General features: G+C 52.7%; 19 protein-coding genes and 2 pseudogenes. 9 read left to right on the forward strand and 12 right to left on the reverse strand.

The window, feature by feature from the left end:
- Window positions 1-72 precede the first annotated feature (72 nt).
- The 4 genes from mtnN to HMPREF3119_RS19625 all read left to right on the forward strand — a co-directional run bounded on the left by mtnN (window position 73) and on the right by HMPREF3119_RS19625 (window position 2752).
- The gene (gene mtnN, locus HMPREF3119_RS02985; protein WP_004235964.1) at window positions 73-774 is read left to right on the forward strand and encodes a 5'-methylthioadenosine/S-adenosylhomocysteine nucleosidase; all 702 of its coding nucleotides are present in this window, start codon (window positions 73-75) and stop codon (window positions 772-774) included.
- On the forward strand, window positions 771-1577 hold the full coding sequence (btuF, locus tag HMPREF3119_RS02990; RefSeq protein WP_036417981.1) for a vitamin B12 ABC transporter substrate-binding protein BtuF: 807 nt from the start codon (window positions 771-773) through the stop codon (window positions 1575-1577). Before mtnN ends, btuF begins: the two co-directional genes overlap by 4 nt.
- A gap of 347 nt (window positions 1578-1924) precedes the next feature.
- Entirely contained in the window at window positions 1925-2266 is a 342-nt protein-coding gene (locus tag HMPREF3119_RS19620) for a macro domain-containing protein (protein ID WP_230679324.1), read from the forward strand.
- 78 nt (window positions 2267-2344) lie between these two features.
- Complete coding sequence (locus HMPREF3119_RS19625) at window positions 2345-2752, forward strand: hypothetical protein (RefSeq protein WP_046024692.1); 408 nt, start codon at window positions 2345-2347, stop codon at window positions 2750-2752.
- 50 nt (window positions 2753-2802) lie between these two features.
- Here the strand turns inward: HMPREF3119_RS19625 and HMPREF3119_RS03000 are convergent, their stop codons facing one another.
- From HMPREF3119_RS03000 to erpA, 7 genes and pseudogenes are all read right to left on the reverse strand, one after another.
- Window positions 2803-3657 (reverse strand): dimethyl sulfoxide reductase anchor subunit family protein, encoded by an 855-nt coding sequence (locus tag HMPREF3119_RS03000; RefSeq protein ID WP_070578392.1) that lies wholly within the window; start codon window positions 3655-3657, stop codon window positions 2803-2805.
- Window positions 3658-3668: 11 nt separating this feature from the next.
- Window positions 3669-4210: pseudogene (locus tag HMPREF3119_RS03005) on the reverse strand (DMSO/selenate family reductase complex B subunit).
- Between the two features lie 11 nt (window positions 4211-4221).
- Window positions 4222-6732 (reverse strand): molybdopterin-dependent oxidoreductase, encoded by a 2511-nt coding sequence (locus tag HMPREF3119_RS03010; RefSeq protein WP_256389772.1) that lies wholly within the window; start codon window positions 6730-6732, stop codon window positions 4222-4224.
- A pseudogene (locus HMPREF3119_RS19935) lies at window positions 6721-6774 on the reverse strand (twin-arginine translocation signal domain-containing protein); the annotation flags it as partial. The pseudogene HMPREF3119_RS19935 and the gene HMPREF3119_RS03010, both read right to left, overlap by 12 nt.
- 55 nt (window positions 6775-6829) lie before the next feature.
- Window positions 6830-7516, reverse strand: a complete 687-nt coding sequence (locus tag HMPREF3119_RS03015) for a TorD/DmsD family molecular chaperone (protein ID WP_015422495.1) — start codon at window positions 7514-7516, stop codon at window positions 6830-6832.
- Complete coding sequence (locus HMPREF3119_RS03020) at window positions 7506-8855, reverse strand: radical SAM protein (RefSeq protein ID WP_004235971.1); 1350 nt, start codon at window positions 8853-8855, stop codon at window positions 7506-7508. The genes HMPREF3119_RS03015 and HMPREF3119_RS03020 overlap by 11 nt, the downstream gene beginning before the upstream one ends.
- A 714-nt stretch (window positions 8856-9569) precedes the next feature.
- Window positions 9570-9914: an iron-sulfur cluster insertion protein ErpA gene (erpA, locus tag HMPREF3119_RS03030; RefSeq protein WP_004235975.1), complete on the reverse strand. Its 345-nt coding sequence runs from the start codon at window positions 9912-9914 to the stop codon at window positions 9570-9572.
- Window positions 9915-10153: 239 nt separating this feature from the next.
- Between erpA and hemL the strand changes: the two genes are divergently transcribed.
- The gene (gene hemL, locus HMPREF3119_RS03035; RefSeq protein WP_004235976.1) at window positions 10154-11434 is read left to right on the forward strand and encodes a glutamate-1-semialdehyde 2,1-aminomutase; all 1281 of its coding nucleotides are present in this window, start codon (window positions 10154-10156) and stop codon (window positions 11432-11434) included.
- Between the two features lie 57 nt (window positions 11435-11491).
- Here hemL and HMPREF3119_RS03040 read toward each other — a convergent pair whose 3' ends face one another.
- From HMPREF3119_RS03040 to HMPREF3119_RS03060, 5 genes are all read right to left on the reverse strand, one after another.
- Entirely contained in the window at window positions 11492-11728 is a 237-nt protein-coding gene (locus tag HMPREF3119_RS03040; protein ID WP_004235978.1) for a hypothetical protein, read from the reverse strand.
- Window positions 11729-11845: 117 nt separating this feature from the next.
- Entirely contained in the window at window positions 11846-12418 is a 573-nt protein-coding gene (locus HMPREF3119_RS03045) for a molecular chaperone TorD family protein (protein WP_004235979.1), read from the reverse strand.
- A 64-nt stretch (window positions 12419-12482) separates the two neighbouring features.
- The gene (locus tag HMPREF3119_RS03050; protein ID WP_246829235.1) at window positions 12483-13331 is read right to left on the reverse strand and encodes a dimethyl sulfoxide reductase anchor subunit family protein; all 849 of its coding nucleotides are present in this window, start codon (window positions 13329-13331) and stop codon (window positions 12483-12485) included.
- Window positions 13328-13969: a DMSO/selenate family reductase complex B subunit gene (locus HMPREF3119_RS03055; RefSeq protein WP_004238909.1), complete on the reverse strand. Its 642-nt coding sequence runs from the start codon at window positions 13967-13969 to the stop codon at window positions 13328-13330. Before HMPREF3119_RS03055 ends, HMPREF3119_RS03050 begins: the two co-directional genes overlap by 4 nt.
- Window positions 13966-16386, reverse strand: coding sequence for a DMSO/selenate family reductase complex A subunit (locus HMPREF3119_RS03060; protein WP_036413944.1), 2421 nt, complete (start codon window positions 16384-16386; stop codon window positions 13966-13968). Before HMPREF3119_RS03060 ends, HMPREF3119_RS03055 begins: the two co-directional genes overlap by 4 nt.
- A gap of 388 nt (window positions 16387-16774) precedes the next feature.
- Here HMPREF3119_RS03060 and HMPREF3119_RS03065 point away from each other — a divergent pair, with 388 nt between their 5' ends.
- The 4 genes from HMPREF3119_RS03065 (at window position 16775) to fdnI (ending at window position 22428) form a co-directional block, all read left to right on the forward strand.
- Window positions 16775-17560, forward strand: a complete 786-nt coding sequence (locus HMPREF3119_RS03065) for an AraC family transcriptional regulator (RefSeq protein WP_004235983.1) — start codon at window positions 16775-16777, stop codon at window positions 17558-17560.
- Window positions 17561-17831: 271 nt separating this feature from the next.
- Window positions 17832-20879 carry a formate dehydrogenase-N subunit alpha gene (gene fdnG / locus HMPREF3119_RS03075; protein WP_139144829.1) on the forward strand — a complete coding sequence of 1016 codons (3048 nt, stop codon included), beginning with the start codon at window positions 17832-17834 and terminating at the stop codon, window positions 20877-20879.
- Between the two features lie 9 nt (window positions 20880-20888).
- Window positions 20889-21779 carry a formate dehydrogenase subunit beta gene (fdxH, locus tag HMPREF3119_RS03080; RefSeq protein WP_004235986.1) on the forward strand — a complete coding sequence of 297 codons (891 nt, stop codon included), beginning with the start codon at window positions 20889-20891 and terminating at the stop codon, window positions 21777-21779.
- On the forward strand, window positions 21772-22428 hold the full coding sequence (fdnI, locus tag HMPREF3119_RS03085; protein ID WP_062773070.1) for a formate dehydrogenase-N subunit gamma: 657 nt from the start codon (window positions 21772-21774) through the stop codon (window positions 22426-22428). Before fdxH ends, fdnI begins: the two co-directional genes overlap by 8 nt.
- Window positions 22429-22530: the final 102 nt, after the last annotated feature.

A 22530-nucleotide genomic window follows, 5' to 3' on the forward strand; every position in this document is an offset into this window, starting at 1 on the left:
CCGGGATTCGGTGATAAACTGTTGCTAATCCGTTAATATGCAGTTCAATTTCTATTCAGGGAGTATGACATAATGAAAGTCGGTATCATAGGTGCGATGGAGCAGGAAGTAACCCTGCTGCGTGATCAGATTACCAACATGCAGACCCTCCGCCACGGCGGCTGCGAAATCTATACCGGTCAGATTAACGGTGTTGATGTTGCATTGCTCAAATCCGGTATCGGCAAAGTCGCCGCAGCGATCGGTACCACTCTGCTGCTGGAGCTGTGCAAACCGGACGTAGTGATTAATACCGGTTCTGCCGGTGGCCTCGCCCCGCATCTGAATGTCGGCGATATTGTTGTCTCCTCGGAAGTCCGTTATCACGATGCTGATGTTACTGCCTTCGGTTATGAACCGGGCCAGATGGCACAATGCCCGCCGGCCTTTATTGCTGATGCCGGTCTTATCGCACTGACTGAAAAATGCATTCAGACCCTCGGACTGAACGCCGTGCGCGGCCTGATTTGCAGCGGTGATGCCTTTATCAACGGCGCAGAGCCGCTGGCGCGTATCCGTACCACCTTCCCGTCAGTAATAGCCGTGGAAATGGAATGTGCGGCTGTCGGCCATGTGTGCCATCAGTATCAGGTACCGTTTGTGGTGGTCCGCGCTATCTCTGACGTGGCGGATAAAGCCTCGCACCTCAGCTTTGATGAGTTTCTGCCGCTGGCAGCAAAGCAATCATCTCTGATGGTGGCGGAAATCCTCGCCAATATTGATTCACTGAAATGATAAAATCGTCATTGCGCCTCGCCGGACTACTGCTTCTGCTGGCAGCCTGCGGGGCTCAGGCCGCGGCACAGCGGGTGATCGCACTCTCCCCGTCACTGGCGGAGATGGCGTATGCCGCCGGTCTGGGGGAGAACCTGGTCGGTGTCAGCGCCAATGCGGATTACCCGCCGGAAGCGAAAAACATCGAGCAGGTGTCCAGTTGGCAGGGACTGAACCTTGAGCGCATTATTGCCCTGAAACCGGATCTGATCATGGCCTGGCGCGGCGGCAACCCGCAGCGCCCGCTGAGCCAGCTGGAGCATCTCGGGATCAAAGTCGAGTATTTCGATCCGCGCAATCTTGATGAAATTGCGGATGATCTGGATCGCCTCGCGCCTTACAGCCCGCAACCGGCACTGGCGGAAAAAGCGGCTGCCGATATGCGCAGCGGGATTGACGCCCTGAAAACCCGCTACAGCGATAAACCGGAGAAACTGATTTTTCTCCAGTTTGGTCAGAACCCGATTTTCACCGCGTCCGGCACCACCCTGCAAAGTGAAGTGGTGACCCTGTGCCGGGGTAAAAACGTGTTTGCCGACAGCCCGGTGCCCTGGCCGCAGGTCAACCGTGAGCAGGTACTGACCCGCAGACCGGACATGATCCTTATCTCCGGGGATAACCGCGAAGTGGAGAATGTAAAGCGCTTCTGGTCTCCGCAGCTTGATGTGCCGGTGATTACGATTAATGCCGACTGGTTCCAGCGCGGCACGCCCCGGCTGTTAAAAGCTGCGGAAGAATTATGTGAGAAAATAAATAACACCTGATATGAATATATCATGTTAATAATATGCCGCTTATTATGTGGCATATTCTTTTTTTTATTTTTCTGTATTTAATTCAGCTTTATTTTTCCTGTTATTATTACTTATTTCCCCGTGACTATTATTATTCCGTAAACCCGAGAAGATTCCGATACCCGTCAGCGCCGGAGCAGGCGACAATGTTACAGACTGAATAAAGAAACGGACTGTAACGATGATTAAATACCTCAAAGGTGATTTACTGAGATCTGATGCTCAGGCGCTGGTAAATGCCGTTAATTGTCAGGGCGTTATGGGAAAAGGAATTGCCTATCAGTTCAGACTGGATTATCCGGTAAATGCGCGCGCCTATGAAGCTTTATGCAAAGAAAATAGGTGCCGGCCAGTTATCAGTGACTGATGAACACGGCCATAAAATTATTAATTTCCCGACCCGGAATAAATGGGATTCACCTTCCGGTTATGAATTTATCGAAAGTGGTCTGCGTGAACTGAAAGCTCTGATTAAAAAACAGGGGCTGAAATCCGTGGCAATTCCGGCACTCGGCTGCGGCAGCGGCGGACTGGAGTGGCGTCAGGTGGATAATCTGATCCAGACGCACCTCGGTGAATTAAGTGATACAGAAATAATGATCTATCCGCCGGTCAAATATATTGATGACAGCATCAGCCCGCATCATGTGCTGGTCTGATGGATTGATAACTGTCTGCTGATCCCGTCACGCTACAATCTTTATATTGCCATTTATATTCTGCAACGCCTGAACGACATGAATCTGTTTAATTTCAGCGGCACCATCAGTACCCTCTATTCCGATGATGTTGATCGCTATGTTAATGATCTGCGCGACCGGATTGCTCATTATGGTATTGATTTTAATACCGTGATCGACGTGCAGATTAAACTGAACCGCGAACATCCGGAAAACCCGCTGCCGGTCTTTGATCACTATCTCAACCGGGTTATGGGATCGCTCAATCCGCTGACCTACAGTGACCAGTCGCTGCTGCCGGCGATGATGATTGACGGATTACTGCAGGGTAAGGCGATCAAAGAGATCACCACCATTCTGCGTGAGCGCTATCAGGCGCGGGATATTGATTTTGTGCTGTTCCGGGCGAAAAACGGCGGCCTGCTGAAAGACAATATCTTAGGGGATGTGATTCTGACCCGCTGATAAAAAATCCGGACGCTCTCACGTCCGGATTTTCTGTTTCATACTGCGTGTTATGCGCCGAGTGAGAAGAACACCACACGACCAACCGCTTCACCGGCAAATACACAGATGGCCGCCAGAACCATCATCAGTGTACCGTTAGTGACCTGTTCGTTTTTCTGACACAGCAGACGACCGGCAAAGAACATCCCCAGCCCGATCAGCACCACGCGGATGATATTCAGGTTCAGCAGCCCTTCCGGCATGGTACGCGGTGTCATCCCGGCGTAAATCGGCTCACCGATATTACCGAGCAGTGACAATGCGCCCAGCAGCATCAGAAGCAGTCCGGCCACACCGGCAGCGAGGGAAATCTTCACCACACGCTGAATCAGCACATCCTCACGGGCAAAGCCCAGCGCTGTCACCAGCAGCAGACCTGCGATCATCCCGCCGGTCAGCAGCACTGTGCCGAAGAATCCGGCATAGGTAAACAGCCCGCCCCACAGGTTAAACAGGGTATTCGCATACAGTGCGGACATCGCATACATATATACCAGCCCCGCCGCCGCACTTAACAGCAGCAGGAAACCGTTCACCTTCTGTTTTAACAGCAGCAGCGCGACACTGAAGAACAGCAGCGCCATATAAATGGCGGTCGCCCAGACTTCACGGCTCATCCACGAGGTCGAGACGTGCAGCATGGTGTAAAACATATGGAACGGATTCCCCATATGGAACAGGGAGCCGAGTAACCCGACACAGCCCAGCAGGAAAGAAGCAACCAGCGGAACACGCACCCATTTCATCCCGGTGCGGGCATCCGTGCAGCCGAACAGACGGAAATAACAAAGCAGCGTGATCACCAGGCAGCCGACCGAAGCCTGCATAAATAAGGTGAATATAACAAGAGGCAGTTCATGCATGATAATTCTCCTTATCCTTTGGTGCCGACAACCAGGTTCGGCCGGGTAATGGATGAGCTCGGCAGACCGCCGATATCGGCATTGGTGCCGTATTTTTTGCGCAGTTCGCTGATAAGGCCGAACTCAATGGCGCGCATCGGACAAGAATCCACACACATCGGATTACCGCCCTGCTCCCGCAGATCCAGACAGGTATCACACTTGGTCATCATACCGATCGCCGGATCAAACTGCGGTGCTTCATACGGACAGGCCCAGGTACAGTAACGGCAGCCCACACACTTATCATGATCCACCAGCACCATCCGTCTTCTTCCCGCTTATGCATCGCGGTTGTCGGGCAATGACTGACGCACTGCGGATCGTCACAATGGTTACAGGCAATGGAGAGATGCCAGCGGCGCGGGCGCGGATATTCCCCGGCCTCGATATCATACACACGGCGGAAATTACGCCCGACTTCGAGATCGTTCTTATCCTTGCACGCCACAACACAGGTTTTGCACCCGATGCAGGCGGCGACATTTATATAAAATCCAACTTGGTTATCCATGTCTGTGCCCCTTATCCGATAATCCGCTGCGGCAGACGCGCATCGTCAGTTAATTGCTCACCGTGCCATTTTTCGATGTTACACAGCATCGTGTTCCACCCGGAGGTACCCAGTCCGGTCGGTACCTGAATGGTCAGGGTGTTATCCGCCCCGGCCATATCAATCCCGGTGGTTTCATCCACATTGGTCCAACTGCCGTGCGGCAGTGCAACCACACCCGGTTTCATCGTCTGGGTCACCAGCGCCGGACGCAGAATTTTACCCTGCGGGCTGGTCACCAGAACGGTTTCGCCCTGTTTAATATCCAGACGTTTCGCATCAGAGGTATTAATGTAGATCGGGCTCGGCCACTGTTCGCGCAGCCACGGCACGTTATCCAGGGTACTGTGTGAACGGCGCAGATAGTGCGGGTTATAAACCTGGAACGGATAATCCCCTTTCTCTTTTTTGCTGAAATCTTTAAAGCTGGCTTCATAGCCGCTCGCTGACGGGATGTATTCGGCGATCGGCGGTAATTCTGTCCAGCCGCACTCTTTCGCTTTCTCCACCAGAGTTTCGCAGTAGATTTCAAACTTACCGCTCGGTGTCGGACGCGGATTCGCCTCCGGATCGCGGATAAAGTCCTCATACGCGATATAGCCGTAATTATCATCCGGGGTGCGCTCCACCTGATACTTCCCTTTGGTCAGGAATTCATTCAGCGTGATGCGCCCTTCCTGCGGCGTACCGGTCACCTGCCACTCATCAATATCCGCCTGAGTGATGGTAAACAGCGGCGCTTTGGTGACACCATCCTCAGTAATGATGGTTGCACCGTTGAGTTTATTGAAGAACTGCTGTTTTTCGGAGATCGGGAAGATCTCATCCACATTGACACCCAGACGTTTACCCAGCTCTTTGGCGATCCACTGGTCGCTTTTCGCTTCATACAGCGGCTGAGTCACATTCACCGCAGCAATGATGACTTCACGGTTACTCGGGTTAAGAATGGTTCCCTCGCGCTCCCATTCGGTTGTCACCGGTAGGATCACATCGGAATATTTCGCGCAGGTATGCGGGACATACGCTGCGGTCGCGATAAATTCCACGCCGCTGCGGTAAGCCTCGATTCCCTGCATAATGTTGGCACGGGTCTGTAAAGTGGCGTTAAACGGGTGGAAAATCATCTGAATATTGGCATCCACATCCCCCACGCCACGCTGACGGAATTTTTTCTCCAGCAGGGCACGGTTCAGTTCGTTGTGGTTGATTTTCAGAGTGACCGGGTTTTTCACTGCCGGTAAGCCATTCGCACCGGCCATCACCAGACGGGTACCATTGTTCCCGGCGGCATAGTGACAACACGCGCCGGTCATGCGGCCCGGACGGCCCATATGCCCGGTCATAAACCCGAGTGTTGAGAATGCCTGAACCCATCCCTCACCGTTATGAATACGTGCCGGTGCCCAACCGGTTAACAGCGCCACACGCTGTGTGCCGCCGATCTGACGCGCCAGCGAGCGGATGTCCGATGCGGAAATACCGCAGATGTCTGCCGCCCATTCCGGGGTGGTTGGCTTGCCGGTGTAGGTGCCGAGCAGATAATCCTTAAAGTTTTTCTTCGGATCCGCCCCTGCCGGCATATTGCTCTCATCAAAACCGACAGTGCAGCGTCGCAGGAATTCCCAATCGATCAGCGGATTCTCCGGGCTGTCCATCTCCAGCAGTGCATGCATAATCCCCAGCGCCAGCGCGTGGTCTGTACCCGGGTTGATCGGATACCAGTCCGCATCCATCAGCTCTGCGGTGGCGGTATAACTCGGGTCAATACTGATAAAACGTGCCCCGGCTTTTTTCGCCTGATAATAGTTATAAGTCGGGCTGCCCGGGCTGGACCACGCCGGGTTTGCGCCCCACATCACAATCAGTTGTGAGTTGCGCATATCAAAACGGTCATTGGTGCCGAAGGTGTAGAACCCTTCCAGGAGGCCCAGATGGGCCGGGGTTTCAAACCATGCGCCCCAGGAGGTGGTGCCCCAGTCACCGGTAAAGCCCCCGGCGGCGGAGAACACACTCTGGAAATCCGTACCGTTACCGCCGGTAACCCAGAGGGATTCATTGCCGTATTGTCCGGTGATGCGTTTGGTTTCGGAGGCCACAATATCCAGTGCCTCATCCCAGCTGATACGCACCCACTGGTCACGTCCGCGCAGGGTTTTGTCCCCGCCGCCCGGCGCCCAGTTTTTGCGTTTCATCGGGTATTTCAGGCGGTCGGCCCCGAACACCTGTTTACGCTGGGAACGCCCGCGCAGACACCCGCGCTGCTGCGGGAAGTCAGGGGAATCCGCCACCACATCATCAGTTTTTTGTCTGACCACCACACCATCGGCCACCAATGCTTTGTTAACACAGCGCCCGCCGCAGTTATGCCAGCAGGCGACAGGTTTCCACTGCCCTTTGGCGGCAGGCGCTGCCGCAGAGGTGGCCTGTGCCGGTGCCGGGGTGGCCGCGTGAAGTTGTCTGCTTAACGGCAGTGCCGCCATGGCGGATGCCGCCGACGTCCATTTCAGAAATGAACGGCGGGTTACGCCGGTTTTCTGTCTGACATTGCTCTTACCTCATCATCAGGTTTTTAAATTATTATTGTAAGTTTATTAATTCATTGATTTTCTTATAATCACTCCGGACAAAGACTTCCAGAAGTGTGCTGAGCTGACGATAAAACGCGGTCTCCGCGTGATTATTCAGTTCACGGCAAAACGGCGTGATAAACGCCAGCAGATGTGCCTGCATAAAGTCAGAGGAAACGGCCAGCGGCGCAGTAATGCGCTCACACATCGCCTGTTCCCGGTCGAGCTCCTGTGACGCCTGTTCACTCAGTTTCCAGAGGAAATCAAGCTCATAGCCGATATGATCCGCCGCCTCATACTCCTTTTCCGGCAGATGAAAACCGTTCTGCTGATAAAAGGTTTTCACATTCAGGGTACTTTCCTGAAACAGCAGTTTGTCGCGGGAGACATAAACTGACTCCCACGGCGGTGCAGGCGGCGATTCCGGCCCGATAAACAGGCGTGTGAAATCCCAGTGCAGCGCCTCAAAATCGGCGGCACCGCGTTTAAGCATGCGGGTATTCAGATCATCCTGCATGGCATCGAGCGCACTCTGCATGGCGGGCAGTGCGTCATCTGCCGGAAACAGTGACAGCCCCTCATCACGCAGATAAACCAGCAGTTCCGCTGTCGGTTCGTCCGTCAGCAGACGGCGCAGGACGTCATAAGCAAACTGACGCGCATACAGATAATCCGGATCCCGGTTATCACTGTTCACACATACCTCCGTGGATATCGTCGGGCGAAAATTCAGCGGGTGTGGTGAATTCCACCCGCACTTCTTTAATCAGGGGATTGCCCTGTTCATCGGCTTCCGCAATGTGGGATGTCAGCAGAACAGGCAGTTCAGGGATGTCTGTCAGGCGCATAATCGATTCAGGACTGAATTGTAAAAAACCGTGCAGGAGATCCTCACGGAACGGGACACCCGCCTTACGCAATGCTGCCGCGACGGCAGCACAGTCCTCACCGAACACCTTGGCGCTTTTGAAAAAGTAATCACGGGAAGAAAACAGGTAATACGGCTCCGCGCTGATAAATGCATTACTCTGATACACCTGGCCGGTGTGTTTGTTCTCCAGCGAGCAGTAATGCACACCAACGGAAAGCTGATTTCCGAGGGCAAATTTCAGCACCCGCAGACAGGCCAGTTCACTGTCTGCCACCGCCAGACCGCCTGCGTACCAGTAGTTGTAATAGACTTCATAAGGGGGATTTTTCAGGGCAAAGCCCCGTTCCTGATAGGCAGGGCTGTTGGTCAGCGGGAAACAGAATTCCAGCAGATTGATGCCGTCCACGCCGATAGCATCCAGCTTCAGCAGCAGGTCATACATCTGCTCCTCGCTACCCGGGATCACCGGCATTTCCACCATCACATCCGGGAAAATCTCCCGTGCCAGCGCTATCCGGCTGAGAACCTTTTCAATTTTCTCCGGCGGATCATCAATTTTGATACTGAAACGCACCTCTTTCAGACCGGCTTTCGCCAGTGCCAGCGCAGTATTGCGATCCAGCGGATCACCGGCGGTGTACAGCCGGGTATGAACGCCGGGCAGTTTCGCCTGCACTGTTTCAAAAAAGCGGATACTCTCCTGACGAAACAACAACGGCTCGCCGCCGGTCAGGGCAATATGGGTGAGCGGATACCCTTCTGCGGCAATCGCATTCACCTCACCAATGGCATCCCGCATCTCATTCTGAAAACCGTCGTAATTTTCCTGATTCGGATTGAAGCAGAAATAGCAGTCACGGTGACATTTCAGGGATAAAAACGTGGTGTAACTGCCCTCGCCGGTGCGGCACTGCACACAGGCGGATGACAGCCAGCGGCTGTGGATGCTTTTACCGTTGTTGGCAAAAACCGCACCCAGTGCTTTCACCTCAAGGCGCAGCGCGTCCGTTTCGGCCTGACGCCGGTACGGCGATTCAAAAGACAATCCGTACTGTGCGATGGCCTGCTGTGTCTGTTTTTCAATATCGGCATAACGCCGGACATACCGCTGCAACGCCGCATTATGCTGTAAAACCGGGGTCTGTTCTGTCAGCGGGTAAATCATAGAAGATTCCTTAACGTACGCTGCCGGAAACTCTCCGGCGGGTATCACTGGCTGAGATAAAATAGTCCGGTATATTCCTGCATTTATTTCTCATATTTCAGGTGTGACCGATGTGAACAGGTAATATTTTTACATGTTCAGTGTAAATGAGTGAAATACCGGCATATTGAGCGGGATCAAGATGAAATCAACTTGCCGCTATATATATAAATATGCAGCGATAATATAATCAGACAATGATGAATATAATGGAGCTGACCGAATAAATAAAAATCATTACAAATCAAAGAAATAAACCAACCTCAGCACTATGTTAAAATGCCGTAAATGCGATTGATATTTAATAAATAATTAAATTAAAAACTATATGACAATAAAAAATCTGGATTAAAAATATTAAATAATATATTTTTGTTTCATTTTATTAACTCATCAGTTTATCTGACAAATAATATTAGTATTACACCGTTATATAATATAGTCCGCCGTATTTATATGCTCCTGTTTCAGCCGGAGATCCTGGTTTTTGCAGTGCAGCGGAATAAAATCATCCTGAATGACCGATTTTCTCTATCTGAGGCCGGATATACACAATTATCCTCTTTTATTGTATGTGATACAGGTTGCAGAAAATAACCCTTCTTTCTTTAATGATACTTATCGGCATAAAAACAAAACGGGCGCAAAAGCGCCCGTTTTTTGTCTGCGGATAAATCAGATACTGAAAGAAGAACCACAGCCACAGGTTGTTTTGGCATTCGGGTTGGTGACGATAAACCGCGAGCCTTCCAGCCCTTCGGTATAATCCACACAACCGCCGACCAGATATTGCAGGCTCATCGGATCAACCACCAGCGCCACGCCTTCTTTTTCGATGGTCATGTCGCCGTCATTGATGGCATCATCAAACGTGAAGCCATACTGGAAACCGCTGCAACCGCCGCCGGTGATATACACACGCAGACGCAGGTTCGGATTTTCTTCATCCGCAATTAAGATTTTTACTTTTTTAGCTGCCGCATCAGTAAATTGCAGGGGCATTGCTGAATCATCGCTCATTTATTACTCCAGACTGGCCGCGACCAGTAAACACACGCAGAAGCTGACCGCTTCCGGACACTACTGCTGATTATCCACCACCTCCGGCAATCGTTCAAGTTTCGCCACACAGAAAGCACAGTGTCCACACTATTAATAAGGATATAGTTATCATGAGGATAATGCGATAAGTTGGATTCACCGCCGCTCTCCTTTACAATAGCCGCAATTTCCCGCTCACCGACTGACAGGAGTCCTGCATGAGCCGTTCTGAAAATCTCTATACTGAAGCACAACATTTTATCCCGGGTGGTGTGAACTCACCGGTTCGTGCCTTTAACGGTGTCGGCGGTACGCCGCTGTTTATCGAGCGCGCCAACGGGGCCTATATTTATGATGTCGACGGCAAAGCCTATATCGACTATGTCGGCTCCTGGGGACCGATGGTGCTGGGGCATAATCACCCGGCCATCCGCACCGCCGTCATCAAAGCGGTGGAAAAAGGGCTGAGTTTCGGCGCACCGACTGCCGACGAAGTGGAAATGGCGAAATTTGTCACCGAACTGGTGCCGTCCATGGATATGGTGCGTATGGTGAACTCCGGTACCGAAGCCACCATGAGTGCCATTCGTCTGGCACGCGGCTATACCGCCCGCGATAAAATCATCAAATTTGAAGGCTGCTATCACGGACACGCAGACTGCCTGCTGGTCAAAGCCGGTTCCGGCGCACTGACCATCGGCCAGCCGAATTCACCGGGTGTGCCGGCAGATTTTGCCAGACACACACTGACCTGCACCTACAATGACCTGAGCTCTGTCCGTGAGGCGTTTGAAAAACATCCGCACGATATCGCCTGTATCATTGTCGAGCCGGTCGCCGGGAATATGAACTGTATACCGCCGTCAGCGGATTTCCTGCCGGGCCTGCGCGCTCTGTGTGATGAGTTCGGTGCGCTGCTGATTATCGATGAAGTGATGACCGGCTTCCGTGTCGCTCTCGGCGGTGCTCAGGCACATTATGATGTTGAGCCGGACCTGACCTGCCTGGGTAAAATTATCGGTGGCGGAATGCCGGTAGGTGCCTTCGGCGGCCGTAGTGAAATCATGGAAAAACTCGCTCCGACCGGCCCGGTTTATCAGGCAGGAACGCTGTCCGGTAACCCGATCGCGATGGCGGCGGGTCTTGCCTGCTTACATGAAATCGCCCAGCCGGGTGTGCATCAGCGCCTGACCGAACTGACGGATATGCTGGCAGACGGTCTGTGCGAAAAAGCCCGTGAAGCGGGTATTCCGTTTGTAGTTAACCATGTCGGCGGGATGTTCGGCCTGTTCTTTACCGATGCCCCGGCGGTCACCTGCTATCAGGATGTGATGAACTGCGACGTTGAGCGCTTTAAGAAATTCTTCCACCTGATGCTGCAACAGGGTATTTACCTGGCGCCATCCGCCTTTGAGGCCGGATTTATGTCTGTCGCGCACAGCGACGAAGATATCCGCAAAACCATTGATGCGGCCGCTTACGCTTTCTCTGAGCTGTAATGCCCGCATAACCAGTCACGCCCGGCATCGGTCCGGGCGTTTTTGTTTATGACGGCCTCAGAATTCCCGCTGCTCTGTCAGCCAGCCGTTAAAGTGCACCGAGCACTCATCTTTGTCAGCCAGTCCGGAGGCGATAAAGATATTCTTCTTATTATCTTTATTCACATACGTGATCCGCAAAACCAGGTTATACGGCGGATTAACAGAAAACAGTTTTTTATAGGATTCCGGTGAGCTTTTGGATTTATCTGTCAGGGAATCATAGGTTTCCTGCGCAAGCTGAGAAATCAGCAATTCCCCGGCCGGTGGATGCAGAAAGAAATACGTAATACAACAGATAAAAAAATACGCCTCCGGAGAAAGAGGCGTATAAGATACGGGCAATGTAATCAAACCTTATAACTGTGAATATTATGCTTTTATAAATGATTGCACGGTGGTCAGCGCCAGCCGGGTCAGCGCGGAATAAAACGGACTGTGTCCGTGTGTATCCAGACGCTGCGCATAACGCGGCAGCCAGTTCATCAGATGCTGACTGAGCAGTGTGTTAACCGCCGCGCTCCGCATTTCAGATGCCAGTACCGCCGCCTGGAATAAAATCAGCCCGATATGATCAGCCGGTTCCGGATACGGCGTCTTCAGTTTCAGCCGCTCCTGTTTTAAGAATGCGCTCAGTGCAAGGGTCGAATCCCCCTGCAGTAATCCCTCCGCATCCAGATACACTGAGCCCCAGGGCGGAGCCGGTAACGCTCCCGGCCCGGCAAACAGAGACTGCCATGCGGATTTCAGTACCTCTGTGCCCTCCGCAGCCGTGCGGCTCAGCTGTGAACACAGTGTATTGTCCACCTCACACGGCCACTGCTGTGCAAATCCCGGCAGGGTAAACAGGCGCATAGCGGCCCGGTTGCTGTCATCATCCGGCGGGAACAGATAGCAGATCCCCAGTACGTTAAACGCGGCCGCATAGTGAGCTGTTTTACTCATTACATCCCCCGTCAGATATGAATGTAATAGAACACATAACGCAGCATAAACTCTGCCGCGATGGTCAGCAGACAGCCGCTGATAAACCCGGCGCAGACCGGTAAACCGCTGCGTGCTTTTTTCTGTGCCCGCACCAGAGAGATACCGCAGAGTGCCACACCATCACCGCCGCACCCCAGACACCAATCCGCAGCCCGGCAATACTGTCATACGCTTCAATGGGTGACAGCGGGAATGTGATTGATTTGTGTGTCAGCTGTGTACGGGTCAAGTAATGCGCATAAAACGGCTGATACAGCAGGCGCCCGATCAGACTTACCGCCATCACTCCCCACAGCAGCCACAGCTGTGATAATGATAATGTGTCTGCGGGCAGTGTAATCCCGGCCCGGTGTCCGGCTTTCCGGATCACCATCACCACCGGCACAAACAGGACGGCACCGAGTGTCAGTGTTGTGCCGTAAAACATCAGATAGGTGTTGATGTCATTCCAGGTCAGAATCGAGGTGTAACGGTAAATCGATGCCATACAAAAAATATCAGCCAGCCCGACAGCCATGGCGCCACCGTATAACAGAAAAGAGAATTTTCCTGTCTTCCACAGCCAGAGAAAACTGACACCGAGCGCACCGACAAACGCGGCCGTTACCACCACTTCACGGCTGAGCCAGGCACTGAACACATTATTAACGGCATTCGGCGCATTAAGCGGCACGCCGAGGTGGGTAATTGATGCGACCGAGCCAGCCCCCGCAATGGTGCAGATAATAAAAATCGTCAGCATCATAAAGCGTTTGAAACTGTCCGCCGGGAGGCAGCGGCTGAGATGCACGGCAAACACCCCGCTCATAACGCACAGCCCCGCCGCCGCATTCATCATGTAAGTGAAAATTAAAAGTGACCACTCATTCATTTTTCTTTTCTCTCACTGTTCATGTCATCAAAATTTGCGCCCTGATGCGGATTGATCACCAGATTCGGATGCGTGATTGACGGATCCGGCAAACCTGTCACGTAATCGAGTGAGCCGTATTTCGCCCGCAGTTCCTCAATTGGTCCGAACTGAATCGCCCCGAGGGGACAGGTGCTGACACATACCGGCTGCTCACCTTTCTGCTGAAGATCAATACAGAAATCGCATTTCGACATCTGTTTCGTTTCCGGATTCATCTGCGGTGCGCCGTACGGACACGACCACGCACAGGCACCGCAGCCGACACATTTATCGGTATTGACCATCACAATGCCGTCCCCTTCGCGCTTATGCATTGCGGTTGTCGGGCAGTTGCGCACGCAGATCGGATCTTTGCAGTGGTTACAGGAGATGGAGAGTGTGCAGGCGAACACGTTATTAATCAGCGCACCGTTTTTATTGCGGCTGTAGCCGCCGCCGGTCATTTCATACACGCGACGGAAACGGCGGCCGACATCAAGATTATTTTTGTCCTTGCACGCCACCTGACACGCCTTGCAGCCGGAGCAGCGGGCGGAATCAATATAGAAACCTAACTGTTTGTCACTGACTGCCGGATAAACAATGAATTTACTCATGCTTTTTCCACCTCAACTAATAGTGTCTGGTGCGCGTTGCCGTGGGCGAGCGCGGTACTGCGTGACGAGGTGAGCACGTTGGCACATCCACCCTGATCAATGCCGTTGCTGTCCGGCTGCCACCAGGCGCCGGCCTGTAATGCCACCACGCCCGGCATAATGCGCGGTGTGATTTTCACCGGGATCATGGTGATACCGCGATCGTTATGCACTTTCACTTTCTCACCGTCACTGACGCCGCGATCAGCCGCATCCGCCGGGTTGATCCACAACTCCTGGCGCTGCACTTCCTGTAACCACGGGTTGGCAAACTGCGTGGAGTTCGCGCGGTTGCGCCCTTTCCAGGTGATCAGCTGTAACGGATATTTCGCGGTCAGACTGTCTTCCGGTCCTTCTGTTGCCGGAACATAGTGAGACAGCGCCGGGATCTCCGGATTGTGCATGTCATACAGGCGTTTGGAGAAAATCTCGATTTTGCCGGACGGGGTCGGGAACGGGTTGTTTTCCGGATCCTGAATATTCTGCTCAAACGCGACATTCTGCGTATGCGGACGATGCGTTAATAAATGGCGGCGTTTGACCAGCAGCTCATCAAAGGTTGGAATGTTATCTTCCGGGCGCTTCTGTGCCGCGTCATTGACGAGAAACTCTATCCAGTCGCGATCTGTTTCATGGCCTTCGGTGAAAGCATCACGGACACCCAGTTTCTCTGCCACTTCGCACAGCCAGTCATAATCAGTACGGCGTTCAAACTCCGGCTCAATGGCTTTTTCAGACAGGATCAGATAATCGCCGTAACTCCAGGTGCCGCCGATATTCCAGCGTTCCAGAAAACTGGTTTCCGGCAGCAGCAGGTCAGCATATTTCGCACTCGGAGTGAGATAGAGGTCACTGCAGACGATAAATTCGACTTTCGATTCATCCTCCAGCACGCTTGCGGCATGAAGAATATCGGTGTTCTGGTTGGTCATGTAGTTACCCGCCATCGAGAAAATCATTTTGATTTCGGTGTCGAGTTTGTCTGCATTTTTCAGTCCGTTATCCGGCGTCACCAGGTTTTTGTCTTCGCACGCCTGCACCTGGTTGGTGATGTTGATTTTGGCTTTGACCGGGTTATCAAACAGCACCGGTCCGGCGATGGTTTTACGCAATTCCGGATTCAGCGCCATGCCGTAACCCGCTGCCCAGCCGCCACGCACACCGACATTACCGGTAATCGTTGCCAGCAGCGTGGCCCCGCGCGCACTGCGCTCACCGCAGATATGACGCTGCGGCCCCCAGCCCTGCATCAGCACCGCCGGTTTGGTTGTGGCATATTCACGCGCCAGCTGACGGATAGTGTCCGCCGGGACTTTGGTGATTTTCTCTGCCCATTCCGGGGTTTTGGCCATGCCGTCTTTGCGGCCGGTCAGATACGCCACCAGCGATTCATTATCCGCCACGCTTTCCGGCATCTGATCTTCACTGAAACCCAGGGTGTATTTATCAATAAATGCCTGATCGTGCAGATTTTCTGTCACGATGACATACATCATCGCATCCATCATCGCGTTGTCGGTGGTCGGCAGCAGCGGGATCCACTGATCCGCCAGCGAAGAGGCGGTATCGGAATAGCGCGGATCAACGACAATAAATTTGGTGCCGTTTTTTTTCATCTTCTGGAAATAGTGGTTACTGTGCCCGAAAATCGTTTCGTTCGGATTATGTCCCCACAGGATCACCAGCGGCGTATTTTCCAGGGTATCGAGTGTGCTGCCGCTGGCCGCCGTACCGTAGGTATAGGGCGTGGCCGCCATGGTGTTGCCGTTACTGACGGAATGATAGTTTTCCAGAAAGCCGCCGGTCAGGTTAAACAGGCGGCGCAGCATATTCGCGCCGGAAAAAATCCCGCCGGTCACGCCGGTACTCAGGCTGACAAAGCGCGACGCCGGGCCGTATTTGTCACTGATGCGCTGCCATTCGGCGGCAATCAGGCTGGTGGCTTCTTCCCAGCTGATGCGTTCAAAACGTCCCTCACCGCGCTTACCGACCCGCTTCATCGGATATTTCAGGCGATCAGGATGATAAATAAATTTCCGGTAGCCGCGTCCGCGCACACAGGCCCGCATGATCGGCATCTCTTCATTCAGTTCCGCATCCGGCCGGGTTGTGATGCGGATAGCTTTTCCGTCTTTGATATGAGCGCGGATATCACATTTCCCGCCGCAGTCAAAACTACTGCAGGTCGGTACAATGCGCACGCCGTCATCCGTCTGATGAACCGGAATATGTGCCGGATCGGCCGGCGCTGATGCAATACTTTCGGATGCCAGAAACGGCACTGCAGATAATACAGAACTGACCTGTATAAAGCGGCGGCGGCTTATTTCGCCGGGAGCGCCGGATTTTTCATTATCGTGGCCGGATTGATGACTCATAATGGATTTACCCCGGGTGAGAAACAAAGTGCGGTATTTAAAACATCAGGAAATAATAAATATTATTTAATTTTAAATGACCGGAAATAACTTCACGCCACCGGTAATCGCTTAATAACCGGAAATAATTAAAATCTGTATAAACAGAATGGCGGCAGCAAAATAGTAATGGATTAATATATTGCCGCCATGCGCAAATCAGACAACGACATTTGAATTCCGGCCTGTTTCCGGTTACTGTTAACTGAACGTTTTATGTTTGTTACCGTAATAATACAGATGTGGCATCCGCGTCTGTTATTGTCACAAAAGCCCTGTTTTGCGGTGGCGGGATCTGATATAACACCCGCCGGTTTTTACTTTCAGTCAGATACGGAGCACAGCACTCATGAGAAATATTCCGTTAAAAAGCGTGGATAATATCGCGCGGGATGTCATTGCGCTCGGCACCGATTATCTGCCCGATACCCTGCTGGAATACCACGCTCACCGCCGGGCACAGTTTTTATATCCGGCCACCGGGCTGATTGAAGTCAGTACCGCAGACGGCGAGTGGGTGATCCCGCCGTCCTGTGGTGTGTGGATCCCGGAACAGGTCGCTCATGAAACCCGGATGCTGAATGTCAGCACGCGCAGTCTGTATATCGAACCGGCAGCAAAGCCGCGTCACGCCGTCAGTTGTGAAGTTGTGAGTGTCTCCCCGCTGCTGCGCCAGCTGCTGCTGGAGGCGGTGGATAGCCCGGCGGAATATGATATTCAGGGGCGTGACGGTGTGCTTATGCAGCTGATCCTCTGCGAGCTGGCGCGTATGCCCCCGCTGCCGTTTTTCGCGCCGATCCCGCGTGATGAGAAGCTCGGTCGTCTGTGCCGTGAGTTTATGCGCAAACCGGTTATCACCTCACAACCGGGGGAATGGGCGGAACAGCTGCACAAAAGCGAGCGCTCTTTCAGCCGTTTTTTCCGCACCCAGACCGGGATGTCATTTTCAGAATGGCGGCAGCAGGCGTGTCTTCTGAACTCGCTGTCTCATATTCTGTCCGGAAAATCGATTACCGAAGTGGCGTATGAGCTGGGTTACAACAGTGCGGGGGCATTCTCAATTATGTTTAAAAAACAGATGGGGCAATCCCCTTCCCATTTTAAAAATGATGATTCGGATATCCGCCATTTTTAAATTGTTTTTTAACAAATATAATCTTATTATGTGCCGCCGGTGAAATTTGACTTATTTTTCTTTTTTCTCCGGACGCTTATTTTTTTAATTGATCTGAATCAATATTCTTAATTTTCTCTACCACTTTGTGATTATTTACAAAACACTAAAAACCCCAATTGATAATTATTAAACATCAAAGTTCACTTTCATTGATTTCAGGCAATATAAATTCAACCTTTGCTGATATTCTCCTCACGATTTTTTACAAATAAATAAAAAAGAGGATGCGATGAATTTCAGCCGCAGACAGTTCTTTAAGGTTTGTGCCGGCGGTCTCGCCGGAACAACTGCCGCCGCTTTAGGCTTTATGCCGTCAGTAGCAATGTCTAATGTCCGGGAATACAAATTACTCCGTTCAAAAGAGACCCGTAACACCTGTACCTATTGCTCCGTCGGATGCGGATTACTGATTTACAGCATGGGTGATGGTGCCATGAATGCCAAATCAGCGATTTTCCACGTCGAGGGCGACCCTGATCACCCGGTCAACCGCGGGGCGTTATGCCCGAAAGGTGCCGGTCTGCTTGATTATATTCACAGTGAAAGCCGTCTGCGTTATCCGCAGTACCGCGCGCCGGGCTCGGATAAATGGCAGCGCATCAGCTGGGATGACGCTTTTGAGCGTATCGCCCGTCTGATGAAAGCCGACCGTGATGCCAACTTCATTGAGAAAAACAGCGAAGGCACCACGGTAAACCGCTGGCTGACCACCGGGATGCTCTGCGCCTCTGCCGCCAGCAACGAAACCGGGATGTTAACCCAGAAATTTACCCGTTCCCTCGGGATGCTGGCAGTCGATAACCAGGCGCGTGTCTGACACGGACCTACGGTAGCAAGTCTTGCTCCGACATTTGGTCGCGGTGCCATGACCAACCACTGGGTTGATATCAAAAACGCCAACGTCGTTGTGGTGATGGGCGGGAATGCTGCGGAAGCACATCCTGTCGGTTTCCGCTGGGCGATGGAAGCGAAAAACAACAATGATGCCACACTGATCGTTATCGATCCGCGCTTTACGCGGACCGCTTCCGTGGCGGATCACTACATCCCTATCCGTTCCGGGACCGACATTACGTTCCTTTCCGGCGTGATCCTGTACCTGATGGAAAACGGAAAATTCCACGACGAGTACGTGCGCCATTACACCAATGCACCGTTACTGGTGCGTGAGGATTACACATTCAAAGACGGTTTATTCAGCGGCTACGATGCTGAAAAACGCCGTTACGACAAAACCACCTGGAATTACCAGTTCGGTGAAGATGGCTATGCGCTGCGTGACGACACCCTGCAGAACCCGCAGTGTGTGTGGAATAAGCTGAAAGAACACGTCAGCCGTTATACGCCGGAGATGGTGGAAAAAATCTGCGGCACGCCACAGGCGGATTTCCTCAAAGTCTGTGAGATTCTGGCCTCCACCAGCCCGGCCAACCGTGCGGCAACCTTCCTGTATGCCCTCGGCTGGACGCAGCATACCGTCGGCGCGCAGAACATCCGTACCATGGCAATGATCCAGCTGCTGCTCGGTAACATGGGTGTGGCAGGCGGCGGGGTGAACGCCCTGCGCGGTCACTCCAACATTCAGGGTCTGACAGACCTGGGCCTGCTCTCCACCAGTCTGCCGGGTTATCTGACCCTGCCGTCTGAGAAACAGACTGATATCGACAGCTATCTGAAAGCCAATACGCCGAAAGCCACGCTGCCGGGCCAGGTCAACTACTGGAGCAACTATCCGAAGTTCTTCGTCAGCCTGATGAAATCCTTCTACGGCGATGAAGCAACCAAAGAGAACCAGTGGGGCTATGACTGGCTGCCGAAATGGGATCAGGCTTATGACGTGCTGAAGTATTTCGACATGATGAACAAAGGCGAAATCAACGGTTATATCTGTCAGGGCTTTAACCCAGTCGCGTCCTTCCCGGACAAAAACAAAGTGGTCAGTTGCCTGAGCAAACTGAAATACCTGGTAACCGTTGATCCGCTGAGCACTGAAACCGCAAGTTTCTGGCAGAACCACGGTGATATGAATGATGTGGATCCGGCATCCATTCAGACCGAAGTGTTCCGTCTGCCGTCCACCTGTTTCGCGGAAGAAGACGGCTCGATTGCCAACTCCGGCCGCTGGTTACAGTGGCACTGGAAAGCAGCGGATGCCCCGGGGGAAGCCCGTACCGATGGTCAGATCCTTGCCGGTATTCTGTGGAAAATGCGCGAACTGTATCAGCAGGAAGGCGGTCAGGGTGTTGACCAGCTGATGAAAATGTCCTGGGATTACAAGCAGCCGTTCAATCCGGAATCCGATGAAGTCGCCAAAGAGAACAACGGCGTGGCCCTTGAAGATCTGTATGACGCCAACGGCAATTTACAGGCCAAAAAAGGCGAGCTGCTCAGCTCCTTTGCGCTGCTGCGTGATGACGGTTCAACTGCGTCCTCCTGCTGGATCTACACCGGCTGCTGGACGGAACAGGGCAACCAGATGGCGAAACGGGATAACAGTGACCCGTCCGGCATCGGTAACACCCTCGGCTGGGCATGGGCATGGCCGCTGAACCGCCGTGTTATTTATAACCGCGCCTCAGCCGATCCGCAGGGTAAACCGTGGGATAAAAACCGCGTGCTTATCGAGTGGAACGGCAAGAAGTGGGTCGGTAACGATATCCCTGACTTCAACGCCTCTGCGCCGGAAGCCGGTACCGGGCCGTTTATCATGCAGCCGGAAGGTTTAGGCCGTCTGTTTGCCATCGATAAAATGGCGGAAGGACCGTTCCCGGAACACTATGAGCCGTTTGAAACGCCGATTGGTACTAACCCGCTGCATCCGGAGGTGATATCCAACCCGGCCGCCCGTATCTTTGAGGACGACAAAAACCGTCTGGGCAGTCACACGGAATTCCCGTATGTGGGCACAACCTATCGCCTGACCGAGCATTTCCATACCTGGACCAAACATGCGCGGCTCAATGCTATCGCACAACCGGAACAGTTTGTGGAAATCAGTGAAACCCTGGGCGCAGCCAAAGGGATACGCAGCGGCGATAAAGTAAAAGTCAGCAGTAAACGCGGCTTTATCCGCGCGGTTGCGGTAGTGACACCGCGCCTTCAGACACTGATGGTGGACGGTAAACCGGTCGAAACGGTCGGGCTCCCGATCCACTGGGGTTTTGAAGGTGCTGCCCAAAAAGGCTTTATCACCAACACACTGACGCCGGGAGTCGGTGACGCCAACTCGCAAACGCCTGAATTCAAAGCGTTCTTAGTCAACATCGAGAAGGCGTAAGGAGGAATTATGTCCATGCAATCTCAAGACATTATCAAACGTTCTGCGACCAACAGCATAACGCCGCCTCCTCAGGCCCGTGACGACAAGTTTGAAGTCGCCAAGCTGATCGATGTGTCCACCTGTATCGGCTGTAAAGCCTGTCAGGTCGCCTGTTCCGAATGGAATGACATCCGTGATGAGGTCGGGTTCTGTACCGGGGTTTATGATAACCCGACTGATCTCAGCGCCAAATCCTGGACTGTCATGCGGTTCAGCGAGACCAAAGAGAACGGCAAACTGGAGTGGCTGATCCGCAAGGACGGCTGCATGCACTGTTCGGATCCGGGCTGCCTGAAAGCCTGTCCGTCTGCCGGTGCGATTATTCAGTATGCCAACGGTATCGTTGATTTCCAGTCAGAACACTGCATCGGCTGCGGCTACTGTATTGCGGGTTGCCCGTTCAATATTCCGCGTCTGAATCCGAAAGATAACCGGGTGTACAAATGCACACTCTGTGTTGACCGGGTCAGCGTGGGCCAGGAGCCTGCCTGTGTGAAAACCTGTCCGACCGGTGCTATCCATTTCGGCACCAAAAAAGACATGCTGGAAGTGGCGGACGAGCGCGTACAGAAGCTGAAAAAACGCGGCTTTGCCAATGCCGGAGTCTACAATCCGGACGGTGTCGGCGGCACACACGTGATGTATGTGCTGCAGCACGCGGATAATCCGGAGCTCTATCACGGGCTGCCGAAAGATCCGCAGATTGATACACCGATTGATCTCTGGAAAGGGGTACTGAAACCGCTGTCAGCTATCGGGTTCATCGCTACCTTTGCCGGACTGGTATTCCACTATGTGGGGATCGGCCCGAACAAAGAGACGGACGATGAGGAAGAGGAGGAAACTCACCATGAGTAAGAAAAGCAAAATGATCGTCCGCACGAAGTTTATTGATCGTGCCTGTCACTGGACAGTGGTGATCTGCTTTTTCCTGGTCTCCTTATCCGGTATTGCGCTGTTCTTCCCGACACTGCAATGGCTGACGGAAACTTTCGGGACGCCGGCAATGGGGCGTATTCTGCACCCGTTCTTTGGTGTGCTGATTTTCGTCGTGCTGATGTTTATGTTTTTCCGCTTCGTTAAGCACAACATCCCGGACAGAGAAGATCTGCCTTGGATTAAAAACATTATCGAAGTGCTGAAAGGCAATGAGCATCATGTGGCGCGTGTCGGTAAATACAACGCCGGACAGAAAATGATGTTCTGGAGCATTATGAGCATGATCTTCGTCCTGCTTGCCACCGGGATCATCATCTGGCGTCCGTACTTTGCACACTACTTCCCGATGTGGATGATCCGCTGGAGTCTGCTGATCCACGCAACGGCGGCTATCGTCCTGATCCACGCCATCCTGATCCATATGTATATGGCCTTCTGGGTGAAAGGATCCATCAAAGGCATGGTGGAAGGTAAAGTCAGCCGCCGCTGGGCGAAGAAACATCACCCGCGCTGGTATGAAGAAGTGGAAGCCGAAGAAGCTGCTGAGGAAACGAAGCAGAAGAAGTAATTTTCTCCGGCTTTTAACTGTGAACTGCGCCGCAAACGTTCAATGCAACGAATGCGGCGCAGTTTTTTTATGGTTTAATTTTTGTCCGGGATGGTGACGGGG

Origin of the sequence: Morganella sp. HMSC11D09 (genome assembly GCF_001807955.1) — a bacterium.
Lineage (GTDB): Bacteria > Pseudomonadota > Gammaproteobacteria > Enterobacterales > Enterobacteriaceae > Morganella > Morganella morganii.

Coding starts and splice junctions, on each gene's coding strand:
- HMPREF3119_RS03060 (WP_036413944.1), bottom strand. CDS start 16,386: ATGAGTCATCAATCCGGCCACGATAATGAAAAATCCGGCGCTCCCGGC.
- HMPREF3119_RS03020 (WP_004235971.1), bottom strand. CDS start 8,855: ATGATTTACCCGCTGACAGAACAGACCCCGGTTTTACAGCATAATGCG.
- mtnN (WP_004235964.1), top strand. CDS start 73: ATGAAAGTCGGTATCATAGGTGCGATGGAGCAGGAAGTAACCCTGCTG.
- HMPREF3119_RS03055 (WP_004238909.1), bottom strand. CDS start 13,969: ATGAGTAAATTCATTGTTTATCCGGCAGTCAGTGACAAACAGTTAGGT.
- erpA (WP_004235975.1), bottom strand. CDS start 9,914: ATGAGCGATGATTCAGCAATGCCCCTGCAATTTACTGATGCGGCAGCT.
- hemL (WP_004235976.1), top strand. CDS start 10,154: ATGAGCCGTTCTGAAAATCTCTATACTGAAGCACAACATTTTATCCCG.
- fdxH (WP_004235986.1), top strand. CDS start 20,889: ATGTCCATGCAATCTCAAGACATTATCAAACGTTCTGCGACCAACAGC.
- HMPREF3119_RS03050 (WP_246829235.1), bottom strand. CDS start 13,331: ATGAATGAGTGGTCACTTTTAATTTTCACTTACATGATGAATGCGGCG.
- fdnI (WP_062773070.1), top strand. CDS start 21,772: ATGAGTAAGAAAAGCAAAATGATCGTCCGCACGAAGTTTATTGATCGT.
- HMPREF3119_RS03065 (WP_004235983.1), top strand. CDS start 16,775: ATGAGAAATATTCCGTTAAAAAGCGTGGATAATATCGCGCGGGATGTC.
- HMPREF3119_RS19625 (WP_046024692.1), top strand. CDS start 2,345: ATGAATCTGTTTAATTTCAGCGGCACCATCAGTACCCTCTATTCCGAT.
- HMPREF3119_RS03010 (WP_256389772.1), bottom strand. CDS start 6,732: ATGGCGGCACTGCCGTTAAGCAGACAACTTCACGCGGCCACCCCGGCA.
- HMPREF3119_RS03000 (WP_070578392.1), bottom strand. CDS start 3,657: ATGCATGAACTGCCTCTTGTTATATTCACCTTATTTATGCAGGCTTCG.
- HMPREF3119_RS19620 (WP_230679324.1), top strand. CDS start 1,925: ATGAAGCTTTATGCAAAGAAAATAGGTGCCGGCCAGTTATCAGTGACT.
- btuF (WP_036417981.1), top strand. CDS start 771: ATGATAAAATCGTCATTGCGCCTCGCCGGACTACTGCTTCTGCTGGCA.
- HMPREF3119_RS03045 (WP_004235979.1), bottom strand. CDS start 12,418: ATGAGTAAAACAGCTCACTATGCGGCCGCGTTTAACGTACTGGGGATC.